Below are 19,057 nucleotides of genomic sequence, written 5' to 3'. Positions count from 1 at the left end.
TCCTTGACGCACCCCAGGCTCTCGATCAACCAGGCCACCATCAAGCACGCCACCCTCCGTGACGCGCTGACGGTGACCACCTCCGTCGGCATGCAGTCGATCGGGCTCTGGCGAGAACCGGTGGCCGACGTGGGCCTCCGGGAGGCGGCCGCGATGCTGTCGGACTCCGGGCTGCGGATGTCGTCCTACTGCCGCGCCGGCTTCTTCACCGCAGTGGCGGGACCCGAGCGGAGCGACTCGCTGGACGACAACCGGCGCGCCATCGAGGAGACGGCCGTGCTGGCTGCCGCCGGGGCGCCGGGGTCGCGGGCGGTGCTGGTGCTCGTCGCCGGTGGGCTGCCGGAGGGGTCGCGGGACCTCATCGGCGCGCGCGCCCGGGTCCGCGAGGCCCTCGAAGAGCTCGCCCCCGACGCGGCGGCCGCGGGCGTGACGCTCGCCGTCGAGCCGCTGCACCCGATGTACGCGGCGGACCGCGCCGTCGTCTCCACGCTCGGGCAGTCGCTGGACCTCGTGTCCGGGCTTGACTCGAGTGTCGCGGGGGTGACTGTGGACACCTTCCACATCTGGTGGGATCCGGACGTGCTGCCGGCGATCGCTCGTGCGGGCCGCGAAGGCCGGATCGCCGCGTACCAGGTGTGCGACTGGCGGGCCCCCCTCGAAGCCGACGTCCTTCTGTCCCGGCATCAGCCCGGCGTGGGCGTGATCGACTTCGAGACCCTCACCCGCGCAGTAGAGGACACCGGCTACGACGGCGACGTCGAGGTGGAGATCTTCAACGCAACCATCTGGGCAACCGATTTCGAGGTCGTGGCGCGTGACACCGTCGACGCCTTCGGACGGTGGGTCGGCCCCCATCTGCGGCCCTAGACTCATGACCGTGAACCACCAGCAGCGCCGCTACGGTACCGCCACCCTCGTCGACGTCGCCCAGGAGGCGGGAGTCTCACTGGCCACGGCGTCGCGCGTGCTCAACGGCTCGACGCGGAAGGTGGCCGAGTCGTATCAGGAGCGGGTTCGCGCGGCCGCCGACAAGCTGGGCTACAGCGTCAACGTCTCTGCGCAGGCCGTCGCCAGCGGGGCCTCGGCCCTCATCGCGCTGCTGGTGGCTGACATTGCGGACCCCTACTTCGCGCAGGTCGCGGCCGGTGTCGCACGGGCGGCGGATGAGGCCGGATTCCTCGTCACCATCGCGACGACCGGGCGGGATCCGCAGAAGGAGGCCGCGCTGCTGCGGGTGCTGCGTGGTCAGCGGCCTCGCGGGGTCATCCTGGCGGCCTCGCGGATGGCGCTTCCCCATGAGCCTGTGCAGCTCGAGATCGACGCCATCCACGGGATGGGCGGCCGGGTCATCGCGCTGGGCCCTGGCGCCTCAGAGCTTCGTTCCGTGCTCATCGACAACTGGGGCGGGGCCAGGGCGCTCGGCGTGGCGCTGGCGGCGCGCGGATACCGTCGGGCGGTCGTGCTTGCCGCGCCCCGAGGCTTGATCACCACGGACCAACGCCAGGCGGGTTTCACCGACGGCTTCACCTCCGGCGGTGGTCAGATCGATCGGGTGCACCGCGCGGCGTTCACCCGTGAGGGCGGCGCGGAGGCGATGCGCGAGGCGCTTGCGGCCGGCATCGAGCCGGGCACGCTTGTGTTCGCCCTGAGCGACGCGGTGGCGCTGGGGGCGGTGCGGGAACTGCGCGAGGAGGGTCGCGAGCTCGGGTCAGACGTGGCGATGGCGGGGTTCGACGACATCCCCTCCTCCAGCGACGTGACCCCGCAGCTGACCTCGGTCCGCATCCCGTTGGAGGAGGTGGGCTATCAGGCGGTCCGGGCGGCGATCGACGCCGACTGGGTGCCGACGCCCCTGCCCCTCGAGGTTCACCTGCGTAACAGCACCCCTCCGCTCACAGTCTGACCCTGCTCAACGGTGGCGGCACAAGTCCGGCACCGGGTGCCGGGAGTCCTGACACGAGGCCCGGGCGGCCGTTGTCCACATTCTCCCTGTTGATCGCGGCATGGTCCTTGGTTGAGTAGATGAGGCCGCCCGGGGCCTCGTGTCAGTGCTCCCTGCACTCGTTTTCCCTGTGGCGTGGTCCATTCCAGGCGTGCGCCGTCAGGGCGGCCCTGGCTCGGGTCTGTTGTGGCGGGATGCCAGTTGGGTGAACCTCGGGTTGGGCACCCCGACGCGCAGCCGCCCTGCCGTCCCCCACCCTCGTGGACATCTCGCCTTCGGCTCGTCTCGAGGCAGCGGGTCCTCTGGCGCCTGCGTTGAGTCTGGCCGCCCGCGCTACAGCGCCGGCTGCCGAACATAGGTCAGGCGGCTCCGGGCCGCCTGTGATACAGGGCTGGCGTCGAGGCGTACGACGGGCGTCGAGGCGTAAGGCAGGCGTCGGGACGTAAGCCAGGCGACGGGACGGGCCAGCAGGGCGGTGGGTGGTGGGGGCCGGGGCAGGTTGGGTGGGCGTTGATGACGGCGTGGCAGCACGAAGCGCCGCCGCCGGCATCATGGGCGGCCCGGCCCCCACCACACGCCGCCCAACCCGACCACCACGCCACGGACAGGGATCAACCGGCCCCCACCACACGCCGCCAAACCAGACCACAACTGGCCCTCAACACCACAGAGAGGGATCAACCGGCCGCGCGGAGGTTGACGTGGAGGGCAACCGCGTCCATCGCGGGCATCTCGACGGTGACCTTGCCGTCGGCCACCACGAACGGGCCCTCCTCGCAGCGATCCTCCGCGGTGGGCGGGGCCGGCGAGGCAGCCGCGTCGCAGTACGCGCCGTCGGGCAGGTTCGTGGTGAGGGTGGCGCTCACCGGAGTGCTCGTGTCGTTGACGGCGATGAGGCCTCGGTCGCCTCGATCGAACGCCACCGCGTACCCCTGCTTCCACACGTTCTCGACGGGCGCGTCGCCCACCACCGCGACCCACTCAGCCAACCCCGCGACATCCCGGTGCTGACACAACCAGGCACCATCCTCCGGATCCTCCGACGGCGCCGCGCACGCTACGTCGTCGACCCGGCCGTCCGTCTGCGGCGCCCCGGCGTCGTGGTCCGAGAACGCGTAGCCGGAGTAGACGATCGGAGTGCCGTAGTCGATCCCCAGTAGCAGGGCCGTGGCCACCCTGAACTGGTCCCCATCCTTGGAGTTGAGGGTCTGCCCGTTGCGTTCCGTGTCGTGGTTGGTGATGAACGTGAACGCCTGCTCAGACGGAACCTCCCCGTCGCGCATCTCTAGGGCGCGCGAGACGGCGCCGCCGGGCACCACGCCGGAGATGTCCTTGGCCACCTGGAACGCAAAGACGGCGCCGGCGTCGAGATAGTCCTCCGGCTGGATCGGCTCGCCGCCCCCTCGGATGACCTCGGAGATGATCAGCGGCTCCCCGTCGAGCCTCCCGACGATGGCCTCCACGTCGGTCGCGGACATGTGCTTGGCCGCGTCGATCCGGAAACCCGCGACGCCGAGGTCGGTGAGGTCGTTGAGGTAGGCGGCGATGGTGTCGCGGACCTTCTCGCTGCCGGTGTCCAGGTCCGCGAGGTTGACCAGTTCGCACTCCTGCACCTGCTGCTGGTCCGAGTAGTTCTCGATGTCGCCTGAGACCGTCATGGGGCAGTCGTGGAAGTCCTCTGGACCGTACAGACCGGGGTAGTCGTAGTGCGTGAAGTCCGTCCCCGCGACGCCAGTGCCGCCGTCGATCCCCGCCATGTGGTTGATCACGGCATCGGCGATCACGTCCACACCGGCCTCCCCACACGCGGTGACCATCTCGGCGAACTCCTCGCGCGTGCCCAGCTTGGACTCCAGCTGGTAGCTGACCGGCTGGTACGACGTCCACCAGGCCTCACCGTCGATGTGCTCCTGCGCGGGGGAGAGGAGGACGAACCCGAACTCGTGAGGCCCGAGCACCTCGGTGCACTCCTGGGCCACGGATCGCCACGGCCACTGGAAGAGCTGAACCCCGACGGTGGGGGTGGTCTCGACGGCGGGCTCCTGGCCCGGCGTGCAGGCGGCCAGCACCGCGAGCAGGGTCAGAAGCGCGAGTGGGGTCCGGAGGCGTCGTCGCATGTCGGCCAGCGTAGGCGGTGTCGCGGCGTTCGGGCGACCCGTTCGGAGCCCCTCCCTAGACTGGGACCCATGAGCAAGCTCGGCATGATCCTCAAGACCACCGGCGCGGCGGTCGCCACCACGGTGACGCTTGTCTCCGCGCTGCGCGAGAATCCGCAGATCGCCAAGAGTCTCGATGATCTGGTGGGGAAGCTGAAGTCGGCCACGGATGCGAACAACCCCAAGATCCGCTTCGACGCGAAGATGGCGGCCATCGACACCGCTGCGGACGCCGTCGAGCTGGCGTTCCCGGAGGCGACGGAGCCCGCGGGTTGGCATCGACACGCGCAGGCGCTGCGTGTCCGAGGTGAGCTCATCTGGGGAGCGAACTCCGGTGGGACCAGGCGGAAGGCGATGAAGGCGCTGAACGCGGAGACCGCGGAGCTGTTGGAGCAGATCAACCAGAGGTTGGCGTCGTTGCAGAAGCAGCTCCGCGCCGACGACCCCCGCGCCAGCTGACCCACCCCGGGGGGCTTCTGCGGCTGTGGGTTTGAGCAAATGGCAGGGGTCACGAAGGGGCCCACGCTCAGACTGAGCGGGACCCGACCCGTGACCCCTGCCATTTGCTCAAACCCCACCCACCCCCGGGCACACGCAAACCCCACCCACCCACCCCCGGACGCACGCACACCCCCCCCGGACGCACGCAGGCCCCGGTCCGTCAGGAGCGGACCGGGGCCTGCGCGGCTCGGTTTCCGGGGATCAGACCCGGACGGGGATAGAGATCAGGCGGGGGCGATGAGGAAGTCGCGCACCAGGGCGTCGAGGTCGCAGTCGGCGCCCAGGAACTGGCGCAGCGTCTTGCGGGTGGGGCCGAAGTTCTCGAACTCCTCGATGCTCAGGCCGTCCTCCTCGTAGGCGCGGTTGAAGTCCTCGATGCGCTGCAGCGACTCGATGATCTTCGGATCCACGGGCACGTCGATCCGGCTCTCGGCCACGTAGTCCGAGTTGTTGATCCGCTTGGCCCACTTGAAGGGCGGGGAGACGACGAGGTCGCCACCGATGAGCTCGCTGTACTGCAGCACGTTGCGGAACGCTGCGGACAGCACGCGGGAGCGGAAGCCGCGCTCCTGGAAGATCTGGTAGGCCTTCTTGATGGCCGCGACACCCGCCCACTCCATGTGGCCCGGATCGATGAACAGCTGGGTGCGCTCTGCCTCGGCCTTCATCCAGTCGTCGAGACGGCCCACCATGAGGGTGACCACGGGCCACATGTCGTCGATGGACTTGCCCTCGGCCACGCGGCGCTGCAGGCCACGCTCGATGGCCTCGCCGGAGCGGACAACCTGGGCGACGGTGAAGGAGACGGTCACGTTCATGACCACGCCGCGGTAGGTGGCGTCCTCGATGGCCTCAATGCCCACCTTGGTGGCGGGGATCTTCACGATGATGTTGGGGGCGAGCTCGGAGAACTCCACGGCCTGATCGGCCAGGGCCTTCGCGTCGCGGTGGTGACGGGGGTCCGTCTGCACGGACAGGCGCCCGTTGCGCCCGTTGGTCTCCTTGAAGATCGGCAGCAGCAGCTCGGCGGCCTCCACAGACATGTCCTTGATGGCCTGCCAGCCGATCTCCGACTCGCCCCACGTGGGGTTGGCGGCGGCGATGGCCTGGATCCGGGGGCCCCAGATGTCCTTGTGCTGCTTGATGGTGGTGTAGCCGATGACGGGGTTGCAGGTGGCGCCGACGCCGCCGTAGGAGATCGACTGGCGGAGCTCCTCAAGGTCGGCCGAGTCGTTCCACAGGGCGGTAGGGGTGGTCCGGGCCGCGGTCAGGAGCGGTCCCTCGGTGTACTCGATGGTCATGGCGGTTCCTTCTCAAGCGGTGGTGCGGTCTCGACGATGAGGCCTGACACCATTGGACACTACATTGGTTTGTCCTGTCAAGGATATGTCAGAACAAATCGCAGGTCAAGGCGAACTTTTCTTGGCGACGGCGGCGCCGGGCTTGACTCAGGCCATCACCGTCTGGTCGTAGGAGTACATCGAGGCGCGGTAGACGTGCATGCCGAACTCCACCGCCCGGTGCTGCTCGTCGTAGGCCGTGCGCTGCATGGTCAGGAGCGCGGCGCCGGTGGGCTCGTTGAGGAGGCGGCCCTCGTCGGCCGTGGCCAGGCGGGCGCTGATTTGCTGGAACCCCACCGTCACCTTCACGCCCCGCTCGCGCAGGCGGGCGTACAGGCCGCCGGACTCCAGCTCGGCCCGGGTGGGCGCGAGGGCCGCCGGCAGCCAGTTGCTCATCAGGGCCAGGGGTTCGTCCCGGAGCATCCGTAGGCGTCGCATGTGCACCACCTCGGAACCGGGAGCGATGTTGAGCGCCGCCGCGACACCCGGCGCCGCACCTTCGATCTCCCACTCCAGCACGGTGGTGCGCGGGTCCACGCCGGACTTCTCGAGGTCGTCGTTGAGCGAGCTGAGCGCCATGGGTCGGTGGACGCGGGTGGGGGTGACCTGCGTGCCGGCGCCGCGCCGTCGCACGATGAGGCCGCGGTTGGTGAGGGTCTCCATGGCCCGGCGCGCCGTCGGCCGTGACACCTTCAGCCGCTCCGCCATCGACACCTCGTCCTCGATGCGCGTGCCGGGTTCGATGGTGCCGTCCTCGATGAGCCTGGCGAGCGGCTCCGCGATCTGGGCGTGGAGCGGTGTGGCGCTGGTGCGATCGATCTCGATCTGCGCGATGTACGGGGCGCTGTGTGGCATCTGGTCTCTCACGTCGTCGTGTGCACACATTGTACTGCCAATGTCAGGTTGTAGCTAGACCTTTGTCAGGAGTTGACGGTTTGTCTTGACAAATGCCCGTCACTGGTTACGATAAGAGGGCACCTCCTCGAAGAAGCGGGACACATCATGGGACTTTTCGGCACGCGCAGCGTCGATGTGCTGACCATGGGCCGAATCGGCGTGGACATCTACCCCCATCAGCACGGAGTGGGCCTCGAGGACGTCACCTCGTTCGGCAAGTTCCTCGGCGGCAGCGCCACCAATGTGGCCGTGGCCGCCGCGCGCCTCCGTCGCTCCGCCGCCGTCGTCACCGCCGTCGGCGACGACCCCTTCGGCCGGTTCTGTCGCGCGGAGATGGGACACCTCGGCGTGTTCGACGACTATGTGAAGGTCGACGGCGACCTCAACACCCCGGTCACCTTCTGCGAAATCTTCCCTCCGGACAACTTCCCCCTCTACTTCTACCGCCGCCCCACCGCGCCAGACCTGCGGCTCCGCCCCGAGGACCTTCCGATCGACGCCATCGTCCAGGCGAAGGTCTTCTGGATCACGACGACGGGGCTGAGTCGCGAGCCCAGCCGTTCCACCCACCTGGCTGCGCTCAAGGCCCGCGGGCGCAGGCCGTTCACCATCCTGGACCTGGACTACCGCGAGCAGTTCTGGCCCTCGCCGGAGGCCGCGCGTGAGGCCATCGCCGAGGTGCTGCCCTACGTGGACATCGTCGTCGGCAACAGTGCCGAGTGTGAGGTGGCCGTCGGCGAGTCGGACCCCGAGCGGGCCGCCGAGGCGTTGATGGCCCGCGGCGTGGACGTCGCGGTGGTCAAGCGTGGCCCCGACGGCGTGCTCGCGATGGACGCCGACAGAGTGATCGAGGTGGCCGGCACCCCCATCGAGGTGGTCAACGGCCTCGGCGCCGGGGACGCCTTCGGCGGCGCGCTGTGCTTCGGCCTGATCAAGGAATGGCCGCTCGTGGACACCCTGGTGGCCGCCTCGGCCGCCGGTGCGCTCGTCGCCACCCGCCTCGAATGCTCGACGGCGATGCCGAGCGAGCCCGAACTGCTCGCGGCCGTGCGCCGCAACCCCGTCGATACCAAGACCCGCCACCGCGTCAAGGAGAACTGATGACCGACCATGTCCTGCCCGCCGGCTCCACCGGGCGGCCGCCGCTCGCCGTGGACGTGAGCCCGGAATCCGCCAACTGGGCCTACTCCGGCCTCAAGGTCGCGGTGCTGGCGGCGGGGGAGTCCTACGCATTCGGCACGGGCGAGTCCGAGTGCCTGGTACTGCCGCTCGAGGGCGCCGCGACAGTCACCGTCGGCGGGGAGACCCACACGCTCAACGGGCGCTCCACCATCTTCGGCGAGGTCACCGACTACCTCTACCTCCCCCGCGGCGCCGAGGCCACTCTCACCTCGGTCGACGGCGGCCGCTACGCCCTGCCCAGCGCGGTGGCGAGCGAGACGCTCGACGTACGCTACTGCCCGGCCGAGGAGGCCACCGTCGGCCTCCGCGGCGCCGGCACAATGTCGCGGCAGGTCACCAACTACGCCCTCAACAACACGCTGCAGACCAGCCGCCTGCTGGTGTGCGAGGTGATCACGCCCGGCGGCAACTGGTCCAGCTACCCGCCGCACAAGCACGACGAGACCACCGAGACCGAGCGGGAGCTCGAGGAGATCTACTACTTCGAGATCAAGGCCGACGAGCACGGCCCCGGCATGGCCTTCCACTCCACCTACGGGACGGCTGAACGCCCCATCGACGTCGCCCTGCGCGTCAACACCGGCGACACCGCCCTTGTCCCGCACGGCTGGCACGGCCCGTGCGTCGCGGCCCCCGGCTACGACCTGTACTACCTCAACGTGATGGCCGGCCCCGGCGGACCCCAGTGGCTCTCCGTGGACGACCCCTGCTACGGCTGGCTCCGCCAGACCTGGGACGACACCGATGTCGATCCCCGCCTCCCTTACGCACCCACCCGGCTCGACGCCTGAGAAAGCGAGAAATCCTCACATGACCACCATCCGCCTTTCGGTCGCGCAAGCCATCGTCCGCTACCTGGCGCACCAGTACACCGAGCGCGACGGCGTCGAGCAGCGCTTCATCCCCGGCATGTTCGGCATCTTCGGCCACGGCAACGTCGCCGGCGTCGGCCAGGCGCTGCTGCAGCACGAGGTCGACCCGGCCTTCGACGAGCCCTTCGAGTACTGGATGGGCCGCAACGAGCAGGGCATGGTCCACGTGGCCGCCGCCTTCGCCAAGCAGACCGAGCGCATGCAGACCCTCGCGGTCACCTCCTCGATCGGCCCCGGCGCCCTCAACATGGTCACCGGCGCAGCGCTGGCCACCACCAACCGCGTGCCCGTCCTGCTGTTCCCCTCGGACATCTTCGCCAACCGCATGCCGGACCCGGTTCTGCAGCAGGTTGAGGACCCGACGAACCCCGACGTGAGCGCCAACGACGTGTTCCGCCCCGTGTCGAAGTTCTGGGACCGGGTCAACCGCCCCGAGCAGCTGATGGTCTCCCTGCCCCGCGCCATGCGCGTGCTCACGGACCCGGCGGACACCGGTGCCGCGGTCGTCTGCCTCCCCGAGGACGTCCAGGCCGAGGCCTACGACTGGCCGGTTGAGTTCTTCGCCAAGAAGGTGTGGCACATCGACCGCCGCGTGCCGGACCGCGCAGCCCTCGCGCGCGCCGTCGAGGCCATCCGTGCGGCGAAGCGTCCCCTGGTCATCTCCGGCGGAGGCACCATCTACTCCGCCGCCACAGAGGAGCTGCGGGCGTTCGCCACCGCCACCGGCATCCCGGTAGCCGACACGCAGGCCGGCAAGGGCGGCATCAACTGGGACCACGAGTGCGCCGTCGGCGGCGTGGGCTCCACGGGGGCCGGCTCAGCCAACGCGCTGGCCGTCGAGGCAGACCTCCTCATTGGCATCGGCACCCGCTACTCCGATTTCACCACCGGCTCGCAGACCCAGTTCAAGAACCCGGACGTGAAGTTCCTCAACATCAACGTCGGCTCCTTCGACGCGGCCAAGCAGGGCGCCCAGATGCTCGTGGCAGACGCCCGCGAGGCGCTCACCGCGCTCACCGAGGCCCTTGAGGGGCACCGCGTCGACGAGGCCTACTCCCAGAAGATCGCCGACGAGCGTGCCGCCTGGGCCGAGGCCACGGACAAGTGCTACCACCTTGGCCACGGCCCGCTCCCGGCACAGACCGAGGTGTTCGGCGCCCTCAACGAGCTGCTGGGCGACGACGACATCGTCATCAACGCCGCCGGCTCCATGCCCGGCGACCTGCAGGCCCTGTGGCGCGCCCGCACCCCGGGTCAGTACCACGTGGAGTACGCCTTCTCCACGATGGGCTACGAGATCCCCGCGGCGCTGGGCTGCAAGATGGCATCCCCGGACTCCGAAGTGGTGGCCATCGTCGGCGACGGCACCTACCAGATGCTGCCCATGGAGCTCGCCACCATCGTGCAGGAGCGCGCCAAGGTGATCTTCGTCCTGCTGCAGAACCACGGCTACGCCTCCATCGGTGGCCTGTCCGAGTCGCGCGGCTCGCAGCGGTTCGGCACCAAGTACCGGATGCGCGCCGCCGACGGTGGGCGCAGCGACGAGCTGATCCCCGTCGACATCGCCGCCAACGCCCGCTCCTGGGGCCTGGACGTCATCGAGGTCAGCACCATCGCGGACTTCCGCGAGGCCTACGCCACCGCCGTGGCCTCCGACAAGGCCACCATGATCCACATCGAGACCGACCTCTACGGGCCCAACCCGCCCGCCACGGGCTGGTGGGACGTGCCCGTCACGGCCGCCTCCACGCTCGAATCCACCCAGAAGGCCTACGAAGAGTACGCGGAGGCCGTCAAGGGCCAGCGCCGCTTCTTCTGAGCCAGCACACTAAAGGAATGACTGATATGTCCATCACCATGCCCCATTGGATCGACGGCGCCGAGTACTTCGAGGAGGGTGTCGAGGTTCTGCCCATCGACAACCCCGCCACCGGCGAGGTCATCGGCGGCGTCGCCGAGGCCAGCACCGAGCTCATCGACCGCGCCATCGCGTCAGCCCGCGCCGCCCAGAAGATCTGGGGCCGCGCGTCGCTGGCCAAGCGCAGCCGCGTCATGTTCAACTTCCGCCAGCTGCTCATCGAGCGCCAGGACGACCTGGCAGACGTCATCGTCCGCGAGGGCGGCAAGACCCGCGGCGACGCGCTCGGCGAGATCGCTCGCGGACTGGAGATCGTGGAGTTCGCCTGCGGCATCCAGAACGCGCTGAAGGGTGAGCACACCGTCGAGGCCGCCACCGGCGTCGACGTGCACACCCTCCGCCAGGCCGTCGGCGTCGTCGGCGCCATCGTGCCGTTCAACTTCCCGATGATGGTGCCGATGTGGATGCACCCGATGGCGCTCGCCACCGGCAACGCAGTCATCCTCAAGCCCGCCACCCCGGTGCCGTCCGTGTCGCTCATGGTGGCCAAGCTCTACAAGGAGGCCGGTCTGCCCGACGGCCTGTTCCAGGTGGTGTGCGGCGACAAGCAGGTGGTCTCCCACATCCTCGACCACCCCGGCATCGACGCCGTCTCCTTCGTCGGCTCCACCCCGGTGGCCAAGATCGTCGCCAGCCGGTGCGCCGCCTCCGGCAAGCGGTTCCAGGCCCTCGGCGGCGCGAACAACCACGCCATCGTGATGCCCGACGCCAACCTGGACTTCGCGGCCCAGCACATCGTCTCCGGCGCCTTCGGCGCGGCCGGCCAGCGCTGCATGGCCCTGCCCGTCGTTGTGGCCGTGGGTGACGCGCACGACGCCCTCATCGAGAAGGTCAAGGCGCGCGCCGAGGTCCTGAAGGTGGGCCCCGGCTCGGACCCCGCCAACGAGCTCGGCCCGGTCATCTCGTCGAAGTCCCGTGAGCGGATCCTCTCCTGGATCAACGACGCGGAAGCCAAGGGCGCCAACGTGGTGCTCGACGGTCGCGGGTTCAGCTCCGAGGTCGAGGGCACCGCGAACGGCAACTGGGTGGGCCCCACCATCGTGGACAACGTCCCGCTCGAGACCCAGCTGTACTGCGAGGAGGTCTTCGGGCCGGTTCTCGTCGTGGTGAAGACCGACACCTACGAGGAGGCCATCGAGATCGTCAACTCCAGCGCCTTCGGCAACGGCTCGGCAATCTTCACGGAGAACGGTCAGGTGGCGCGTCAGTTCCAGCTCGACGTCAACGCGGGCATGGTGGGCATCAACGTGCCCATCCCAGTGCCGGTGGGCTACTACTCGTTCGGCGGCTGGAAGAACTCGCTGCTCGGCGATCACAAGATCCACGGCCAGGAGGGCGTGAACTTCTACACCCGCACCAAGGTGGTCACGACGCGCTGGGCCGGCTCCGGCAGCCACGGCAAGATCGGCCTGGACTTCGTCGCCACCAAGTAAGGCCGCTTGCGGCACACACCCCGAGCACTGACCCGGGGGCCGATTCTGATCGAGCGCTGTTGCCCGGTCGGGATCGGCCCCGGTGAGTGCTCTCTTTCACGGCCCCGAAGGCCAGGCAGGACATCATGAACAAGCGCATGGGCGTCGGCGTCATCTCCCTCGGGTGGATGGGCCGGCTCCACACCCGCAGCTACAAGGCGCTCGCCGAGCGCTACCCCGAACTCGGGCTCGCCTGTGACCTGGTCGCCGCCTGCGACCCGGTGGAGGCCACCCGCGACTGGGCCGTCGACGTGGCGGGCTTCCAGCGCGCCTACGCCGACTACCGCGACCTTCTCGCGGACCCGGAGGTGGAGGTCGTCTCCATCTGCGCGCCCAACTTCCTGCACCACGAGATCGCGCTGGCGGCCGCTGAGGCCGGCAAGCCGTTCTGGATCGAGAAGCCCATGGGCGTCAGCGCGACGGAGTCGCGGGAGATCGCCCAGGCCGCGGCCGGTGCAGGGCTGGCCACCGCCGTCGGCTTCAACTACCGGCATGTGCCGGCCATCCAGTACGCCCGCCAGCTGATCCGCGACGGGAAGCTCGGACGGGTGACGAACTGCCGGGTGTGGTTCATCGCGGACTACGCCTCCAGCCCCGACGGGCCGCTGACCTGGCGGTACGACCGGGCGCGGGCGGGGGCCGGGATCGTCGGCGACCTCCTGTCGCACGGCGCGGACCTGGCCCAGTACCTGGTGGGACGCATCTCGTCGGTCTCGGCGATGACGGACACGTTCATCAAGGAACGCCCCATCCCGATCGGATCCGGCGGGGTCGGGCACTCCGGCTACACCGTCGGCGAGGAGAAGGGGCCCGTGGGCAACGAGGACTGGGTCGCGGTGCTGGCTCGGTTCGACGGCGGCGTCGTGGGCGTGCTGGAGGCCAGCCGGGTGTCGGTCGGGCCGCGCGCGGAGTACATCGTCGAGGTGTACGGCACCGAGGGGTCGGTGCGCTGGAACTTCGAGTCGCTCAACCACGTCGACGTGTGCATCGGCCGCGGCGAGGGCCCTGTCCAGGGCTACACCCGCGTGATGGCTGGTCCGGGCATGCCGGACTTCGACCGGTTCCAGCCAGGCGCTGGCACCTCGATGGGCTTCGACGACCTCAAGGCCGTCGAAGCGGCGAAGTTCCTCATCTCCGTGACGACGGGCGAGCAGGTCGCGCCCTCCGCGGGCGACGGCTGGGCCGCCGCCGAGATCGACGAGGCAGTGGTGGCGTCCGCCGCCGACGGCCAGTGGCACGAGGTCCCGACGGTTGAGGCGGTCACCACCTTCGGCCTCTGACCGCTCCGCCCTCCCCGTTTCGGACGTTGACCAAAGTGGTCGGGTGCGGGGAGCCGTGAGTCGACGCCCGGGCGGCCGTTGTCCAAGGTCTCGATGTTCCGGTGAGCCGGGTCGGTGGTTGGGTAGTCGAGGCCGCCCGGGCCTCGCCTCCCGTCTCCCCGCACTCGTCTGCCTGTGGCGTGGTCGGGTCCGGGTACGCGACGGCAGGGCGGGCCTGGGTCGGGTCTGGCGAGGCGGGACGCCAGTAGGTGATCCTCGGGTTGGGCATCACTGCGCACACCCGCCCTGCCATCCCGCACCCTCAATGGTGGAGCCTCTACCGCCGCTGGACCGGGGGAGGGACTGGTCTGGCGAGGCGGGACGCCAGTAGGTGATCCTCGGGTTGGGCAGCACTGCGCACACCCGCCCTGCCGTCCCGCACCCTCGCCCATTCCCGCTGGTTGAGCCGGGCCGAGCCGCGAAGCGGCGCAGCCCGCGTCGAAACCGACGTTGGCTCACTGTGGTGTTGGGGTGCTCGGTCGGTGCCAGCTTCGCCCGGCAGCGCCGCTGGGGAGGGACCGGTCTGCAACCTGCAACTTGCTATCAGGAGCGCGGTTTGTGTGTATATGCACACAAACCGCTCTCCACATCGCAAGTTGCAGACGGGGGCCGGCGACTTGGCTGGTGGAGCGCCTCAGGGAGCGGGTCGGGGGGTTCCCTGAGGCGCGTGACAGGCCGGAGCCCTACGCTCAGACGCATGAAGCTCTTCCTGCGCCTCGTCGCCACCGCCGTCGCGACCGCCGTCGCCGTGTGGCTGCTCCCCGGCATCACCCTCACCGCAGACTCCAACGTCGACCAGGCGCTCACCCTCCTCGGCGTCGCCGTCATCCTCGGGCTCGTCAACGCGATCGTCCGCCCCTTCGCCTTCGTCCTGGGCGCCTGTTTCATCATCCTCACGTTCGGGTTGTTCCTCTTCGTGATCAACGCCGGCATGCTGCTGCTGACCTCATACCTGGCCGGCGAATTGGGCCTCGGCTTCCACGTCGACGGGTTCTGGAACGCAGTGTTCGGCTCCCTGATCATCTCCGTGATCTCCGCTCTCGTGGCCTCGGCGCTGGGTGCAAACGATTCCACCAATCATTCCATGTAAGAACAAATAGTTGCGGCGGATTCATCTCGCCCCGCTAGTGACACGCGGTGTCTCATGGTCCATACTGAGTTTGTCCACACAAAGTCAATGAGGAGCCAGCATGGACATTCCTGCCACGATGCGCGCCGCAGTCCTTCGGGCTCCGGGTGAACCGCTGTCGATCGAAACCATCCCCACCCCGCGACCCCGCGCGAACGAGGTGCTGCTGAAGGTCGCGGCCTGCGGCCTCTGCCACTCGGACCTCCACGTCCTCGGCGGCGCCATCGCCTTCCCCACGCCCTGCGTCCTCGGCCACGAGGTGTCGGGCACCATCGTCGAACTCGGCCCCGGCATGCTCACCGGTGAGCTCGCCGTCGGCCAGAACGTGGCCGGCGCATTCCTGATGCCGTGTGGCCAGTGCAAAGCCTGCCGGGCCGGCCGCGACGATCTCTGCTACCCCTTCTTCCAGCTCAACCGCCTCAAGGGTGTTCTCTACGACGGTGAGACCCGACTCGCCGACAACGACGGCAACCCCATCTGGATGTACTCCATGGGCGGCCTGGCGGAGTACTGCGTGGTTCCGGCCACGTCGGTCACGCCCATTCCGGACAACCTTTCGCCCAAGAACACGGCCATCCTCGGCTGCGCCGCCATGACCGCCTACGGCGCCGTGCGTCGCGGGGCGGACCTCCGGTTTGGGGAGACGGTTGCCGTCGTCGCCACTGGTGGCGTGGGCTCGATGATCCTCAAGTTCGCCAAGGTGATGGGTGCACGACAGGTCATCGCGCTCGATGTCGACGACGACAAGCTCGCGGCGGCGAGGACGATGGGCGCCACGCACACCGTCAACCTCCTGAACAGAGACGCCCGCGAGGCTGTGATGGAGATGACCGACGGTTACGGCGTGGACGTTGCGTTCGAGGCGCTCGGCAGGCCGGCCACCTGGAACACCGCACTGGACATCCTGGCCGACGGCGGCCGCATGGTGCCCATCGGCCTGGGTGCCGGGGTGCAGTCCGCAGAGGTGCAGATCAACCGCACGGTGCGCCGTAGCCAGTCGATCATCGGATCGTACGGGGCGCGCACCCGCGTCGACCTCCCGGCCGTGGTGGACATGGCCGCGCGGGGCCTCATCGAGGTCGACGACGTGGTGCATCAGGTGTTCAGCCTGGACGACGTCAACATCGGCTACGACAAGCTGCGAGCGGGCACCATGTCTGGCCGAGGCATCGTCGACATGAGCCTCTGATCTCTGCGCAATACGACAGGGGCGGTTCACCATCACGGTGACCGCCCCTGTGCGCGTTCCGGGGATGCCTCAGGCGAGGGCCTTGAGGGCCTCGAAGGACTTGGCCGCGTTGTCGACGGGTCCTCCGACCGCAGGCGGCTCCTCGTCAATCATGATGTCCTGCTCAAGGACCCAGTACCCGTCGAAGCCGGCCTGATCCAGGAGGCGCACGATGGTGGCGAAGTCGATGTCACCGTCGCCGATGGGGACGAACATGCCGCCCTTGATGCCCTCGGACCAGGTGATCTCGCCCGGCAGCAGCTTGGCGGCCATGTCCAGGCGCACGTCCTTGGCGTGCACAATGCCCACGCGGTCCGCGTACTTGGTGACCAGCGCCACCACGTCGGCGCCGCCGCAGGCAAGGTGACCGGTGTCCAGGCACAGGCCGACGGTGGAGTTGTCCAGCACGCGCTCCACCTCGTCGACGTTCTGCACCATGGTGCCCCAGTGGGGGTGGAGGACGGCGGTGACGCCGTTGGCCTTGCAGACGTCGCTGATCCGGCTGAGGTTGGAGAACAGCGTCTGCCAGCCCTGCTCGTCGAGCTCGGGGCGGGCGTCGTAGCCGTCCTGGCCGGAATCTGCCGCCAGGACGAGGAACTCGCCGCCGGCGATCTCGAAGGCGCGGAGCTCGGCCTCCACCATGGGGATGGGGTCGAAATCGGGGTCGTGCATGACGGCGAGGAAGAAGGCCCCGACCGGCTTGAGGCCGAACTGGGAGACGACGGCGGCGCGCTCCTCCGCGTCGACTGGGAGCCAGCCCTGGGGGCCGAACTCGGTGGCGGTGAGGCCGATCTCCTTCATCTCGGTGAGGACGCGCTCGGGGGACATCTGGTAGCCCCAGCCCGGTACCTCACACACGCCCCAGCTGATGGGTGCGCCGGCAATCTTCATGTGCAGCTCCTTCGCAGCCAAGCCGCCTCGCGCGGCTCGTTGGGAACCATTATGTCCTGCCAAACTCGGGAATGTTTGGCCACCCCCAGAATGGGCGCCGCATGCGCGGTCTAGTACCATATGTGCTGACATACTGCCGTGACGCTGGTGCGCGGCCCAACCCACAGGAGCACACATGATCCGCTTCGCGATCATCGGGGCCGGACGCATCGGCCAGGTCCACGCACGCGCCATCGCGTCCCACCCCCAGGCGACACTTGCGCTGGTCTACGACGCCTTCGAGGCGCCCGCCAAGGGCCTGGCGGAGGCGTACGGGGCGCGCTACACCCTGGACGTCGAGGACGTCTACAACGCCGACGACGTCGACGCCGTCATCATCGGCTCGCCCACCGCGATGCACGTCGAGCAGATCCTCGGCTCCGTCAAGGGCGGCAAGCGGGTCATGTGCGAGAAGCCGGTCGCGCTGGGCATGGACGAGGCGAACCGCTGTATGGACGAGCTGGGTGCCGAAGCCTCGCGCGTCATGCTGGGGTTCAACCGCCGCTTCGACCCCTCCTTCGCTGAGGTCAACGCCCGCGTGGCCGCCGGCGAGATCGGCGCGCTGCAGCAGCTGACCGTCACCTCCCGTGACCCCCAGGGCCCGCCGGCCAGCTACGTCGCCGGCTCTGGTGGCATCTTCAAGGACATGACCATCCATGATTTCGACATGGTGCGCTTCTTCCTGGGCGACATCGTCGAGGTCAGCGCGTTCGGCACCAACGCCGACGAGGAGATCAAGGCCGCCGGTGACTTCGACCAGGCGATGGTCCTCCTGCGCAACGCCGACGGCGCGCTGGCGACCATCGTCAACTCGCGCACCTGCGCCTACGGCTACGACCAGCGCCTCGAGGCGTTCGGCGCCGACGGCTCCCTCTCGGCCGACAACCTCACGGCCACCTCTGTGCGCGCCGCCAGCGCCACGCAGACCGACGCCAGGGGACCGGTGCTCAACTTCTTCCTGTCCCGCTACGAGGCGGCCTACCGCGACGAGCTGGGCGCCTTCATCGACGCGGTGGTGGCAGACGGCGACATCTCGCCCAACGTGATCGACGGCGTTGAGGCGCTCAAGCTGGCCGAGGCCGCGACCGTCAGCGCCCACGAGGGTCGCACCGTCCGCCTCTGACCGAGGCGTCACCCCTACTTGCACTGGTCCCTGACCTCCACTGGCCGGGTCCTGGCGCTGTCTGGTGCCGGGAGCCCTGACACGAGGCCCGTGCGGCCCTTGACCACCTCCTGCTCCTCGACCGCCCGGTTGTGAGGGGCCGGGTAGTTGAGGCCGCCCGGGCCTCGTCTCACGTCTCCCTGCACTGGTACCTGCGTGGCGTGGTTCGGTCCAGGCGTGTGCCGGCAGGTCGGCCCTGGCGCGGGTCTGTCTCAGGCGGGTTCTTCTGGGTGCCCCGCGGGCTGGGCATCCCTGCGCCCAGCCGACCTGCCGTCCCCCACCTTCGTGCGCACCCCCCGTTCGGTCATCAAGTCGTCCGAGTGGGCGGGACGGGAGATGACCGCTGAGCGTTCGCCTCAGTCGGTGCTCAACCCGGCCCATCCAGCTGGGGCGGTGTCGCGACACCTGATCGGGTGGACTCTCTAACCGTCACTTCTGGGGTCGACTACGGCATCAGAAGTGCCACCTACAGTGTCGGCTACGGCACCAGAGGTGACAGTCAGGCGACCGCGCCAGTCGCGGCACGGGACGGGACGTGAATGCGAGGGTGGGGGACGGCAGGGCGGCTCTGCGTCGGGAAGCCCAGGTCGGGGATCGCCGGACTGGCGTCCCGCCAGGGCAGACTGTCACCAGGGCCGCCCTGACGGCGCACGCCCGGAAGTGACCACGCCATAGGGAATCGAGTGCAGGGAGCAGTGAGACGAGGCCCGGGCGGCCTCGTCTACCCAGCCAAGGATTCTGCCGCGATCAGCAGGGAGAATGTGGACAACGGCCGCCCGGGCGTCGTGTCAGGGCTCGCTGCACCGGGCGCTGGAGGCCTCGACGCAGCAGCGGGCGCTACGCGCCGCGGCTGGCTCACCCAGCGGAAGAAGTCGCGGCTTGGCGCGGCTCAACCAGCGTCGGGGAGTCAGGGCTCCCCTGCACCGGGCGCGGGTCGGTTTCGACGCGCGTTGCGCCGCTTCGCGGCTTGGCGCGGCTCAACCAACGGGGGACAAGGGCCGCACGGGCC

15 protein-coding genes are annotated in these 19,057 nt (G+C 69.2%); 11 read left to right on the top strand and 4 right to left on the bottom strand.

What is annotated here, in order from left to right:
* The first annotated feature begins 3 nt into the window (after positions 1 to 3).
* Positions 4 to 867 (top strand): sugar phosphate isomerase/epimerase, encoded by an 864-nt coding sequence (locus H5398_RS14100; protein ID WP_255443756.1) that lies wholly within the window; start codon positions 4 to 6, stop codon positions 865 to 867.
* A 10-nt stretch (positions 868 to 877) separates the two neighbouring features.
* Positions 878 to 1,903, top strand: coding sequence for a LacI family DNA-binding transcriptional regulator (locus H5398_RS14095; RefSeq protein ID WP_220489480.1), 1,026 nt, complete (start codon positions 878 to 880; stop codon positions 1,901 to 1,903).
* A 716-nt stretch (positions 1,904 to 2,619) separates the two neighbouring features.
* On the opposite strand, the gene H5398_RS14090 is transcribed toward H5398_RS14095, so the two are convergent.
* The gene (locus tag H5398_RS14090; RefSeq protein ID WP_182800444.1) at positions 2,620 to 4,059 is read right to left on the bottom strand and encodes an alpha-amylase family protein; all 1,440 of its coding nucleotides are present in this window, start codon (positions 4,057 to 4,059) and stop codon (positions 2,620 to 2,622) included.
* A gap of 69 nt (positions 4,060 to 4,128) precedes the next feature.
* Here H5398_RS14090 and H5398_RS14085 point away from each other — a divergent pair, with 69 nt between their 5' ends.
* Positions 4,129 to 4,557 carry a hypothetical protein gene (locus H5398_RS14085; RefSeq protein WP_182800443.1) on the top strand — a complete coding sequence of 143 codons (429 nt, stop codon included), beginning with the start codon at positions 4,129 to 4,131 and terminating at the stop codon, positions 4,555 to 4,557.
* Between the two features lie 266 nt (positions 4,558 to 4,823).
* Here the strand turns inward: H5398_RS14085 and H5398_RS14080 are convergent, their stop codons facing one another.
* Positions 4,824 to 5,900: a transaldolase family protein gene (locus H5398_RS14080; protein ID WP_182783203.1), complete on the bottom strand. Its 1,077-nt coding sequence runs from the start codon at positions 5,898 to 5,900 to the stop codon at positions 4,824 to 4,826.
* Positions 5,901 to 6,047: 147 nt separating this feature from the next.
* A complete protein-coding gene (locus H5398_RS14075) occupies positions 6,048 to 6,794 on the bottom strand; it encodes a GntR family transcriptional regulator (RefSeq protein ID WP_182800442.1) in 747 nt (248 codons plus the stop codon).
* A gap of 147 nt (positions 6,795 to 6,941) precedes the next feature.
* On the opposite strand from H5398_RS14075, the gene iolC reads away from it, so the two are divergent.
* The 7 genes from iolC to H5398_RS14040 all read left to right on the top strand — a co-directional run bounded on the left by iolC (position 6,942) and on the right by H5398_RS14040 (position 15,917).
* Complete coding sequence (gene iolC, locus H5398_RS14070) at positions 6,942 to 7,937, top strand: 5-dehydro-2-deoxygluconokinase (RefSeq protein ID WP_182783205.1); 996 nt, start codon at positions 6,942 to 6,944, stop codon at positions 7,935 to 7,937.
* A complete protein-coding gene (gene iolB, locus H5398_RS14065; protein ID WP_182800441.1) occupies positions 7,937 to 8,809 on the top strand; it encodes a 5-deoxy-glucuronate isomerase in 873 nt (290 codons plus the stop codon). The genes iolC and iolB overlap by 1 nt, the downstream gene beginning before the upstream one ends.
* Positions 8,810 to 8,828: 19 nt before the next feature.
* Complete coding sequence (gene iolD / locus H5398_RS14060; RefSeq protein ID WP_182800440.1) at positions 8,829 to 10,709, top strand: 3D-(3,5/4)-trihydroxycyclohexane-1,2-dione acylhydrolase (decyclizing); 1,881 nt, start codon at positions 8,829 to 8,831, stop codon at positions 10,707 to 10,709.
* Between the two features lie 26 nt (positions 10,710 to 10,735).
* Positions 10,736 to 12,241 (top strand): CoA-acylating methylmalonate-semialdehyde dehydrogenase, encoded by a 1,506-nt coding sequence (locus tag H5398_RS14055; protein WP_182800517.1) that lies wholly within the window; start codon positions 10,736 to 10,738, stop codon positions 12,239 to 12,241.
* A gap of 125 nt (positions 12,242 to 12,366) precedes the next feature.
* A complete protein-coding gene (locus H5398_RS14050) occupies positions 12,367 to 13,560 on the top strand; it encodes a Gfo/Idh/MocA family protein (RefSeq protein WP_220489478.1) in 1,194 nt (397 codons plus the stop codon).
* Between the two features lie 736 nt (positions 13,561 to 14,296).
* Positions 14,297 to 14,689 (top strand): phage holin family protein, encoded by a 393-nt coding sequence (locus tag H5398_RS14045; RefSeq protein ID WP_182783208.1) that lies wholly within the window; start codon positions 14,297 to 14,299, stop codon positions 14,687 to 14,689.
* A gap of 100 nt (positions 14,690 to 14,789) precedes the next feature.
* Entirely contained in the window at positions 14,790 to 15,917 is a 1,128-nt protein-coding gene (locus tag H5398_RS14040) for a zinc-binding dehydrogenase (protein WP_182783209.1), read from the top strand.
* 69 nt (positions 15,918 to 15,986) lie between these two features.
* Here the strand turns inward: H5398_RS14040 and H5398_RS14035 are convergent, their stop codons facing one another.
* The gene (locus H5398_RS14035) at positions 15,987 to 16,847 is read right to left on the bottom strand and encodes a TIM barrel protein (RefSeq protein WP_182800439.1); all 861 of its coding nucleotides are present in this window, start codon (positions 16,845 to 16,847) and stop codon (positions 15,987 to 15,989) included.
* Positions 16,848 to 17,022: 175 nt separating this feature from the next.
* Here H5398_RS14035 and iolG point away from each other — a divergent pair, with 175 nt between their 5' ends.
* Complete coding sequence (gene iolG / locus H5398_RS14030) at positions 17,023 to 18,009, top strand: inositol 2-dehydrogenase (RefSeq protein WP_182800438.1); 987 nt, start codon at positions 17,023 to 17,025, stop codon at positions 18,007 to 18,009.
* Positions 18,010 to 19,057 lie beyond the last annotated feature (1,048 nt).

The organism is Tessaracoccus sp. MC1679, assembly GCF_014164775.1.
Taxonomy (GTDB): Bacteria; Actinomycetota; Actinomycetes; order Propionibacteriales; family Propionibacteriaceae; genus Arachnia.
This window is presented reverse-complemented; position numbering and strand designations above follow the sequence as displayed.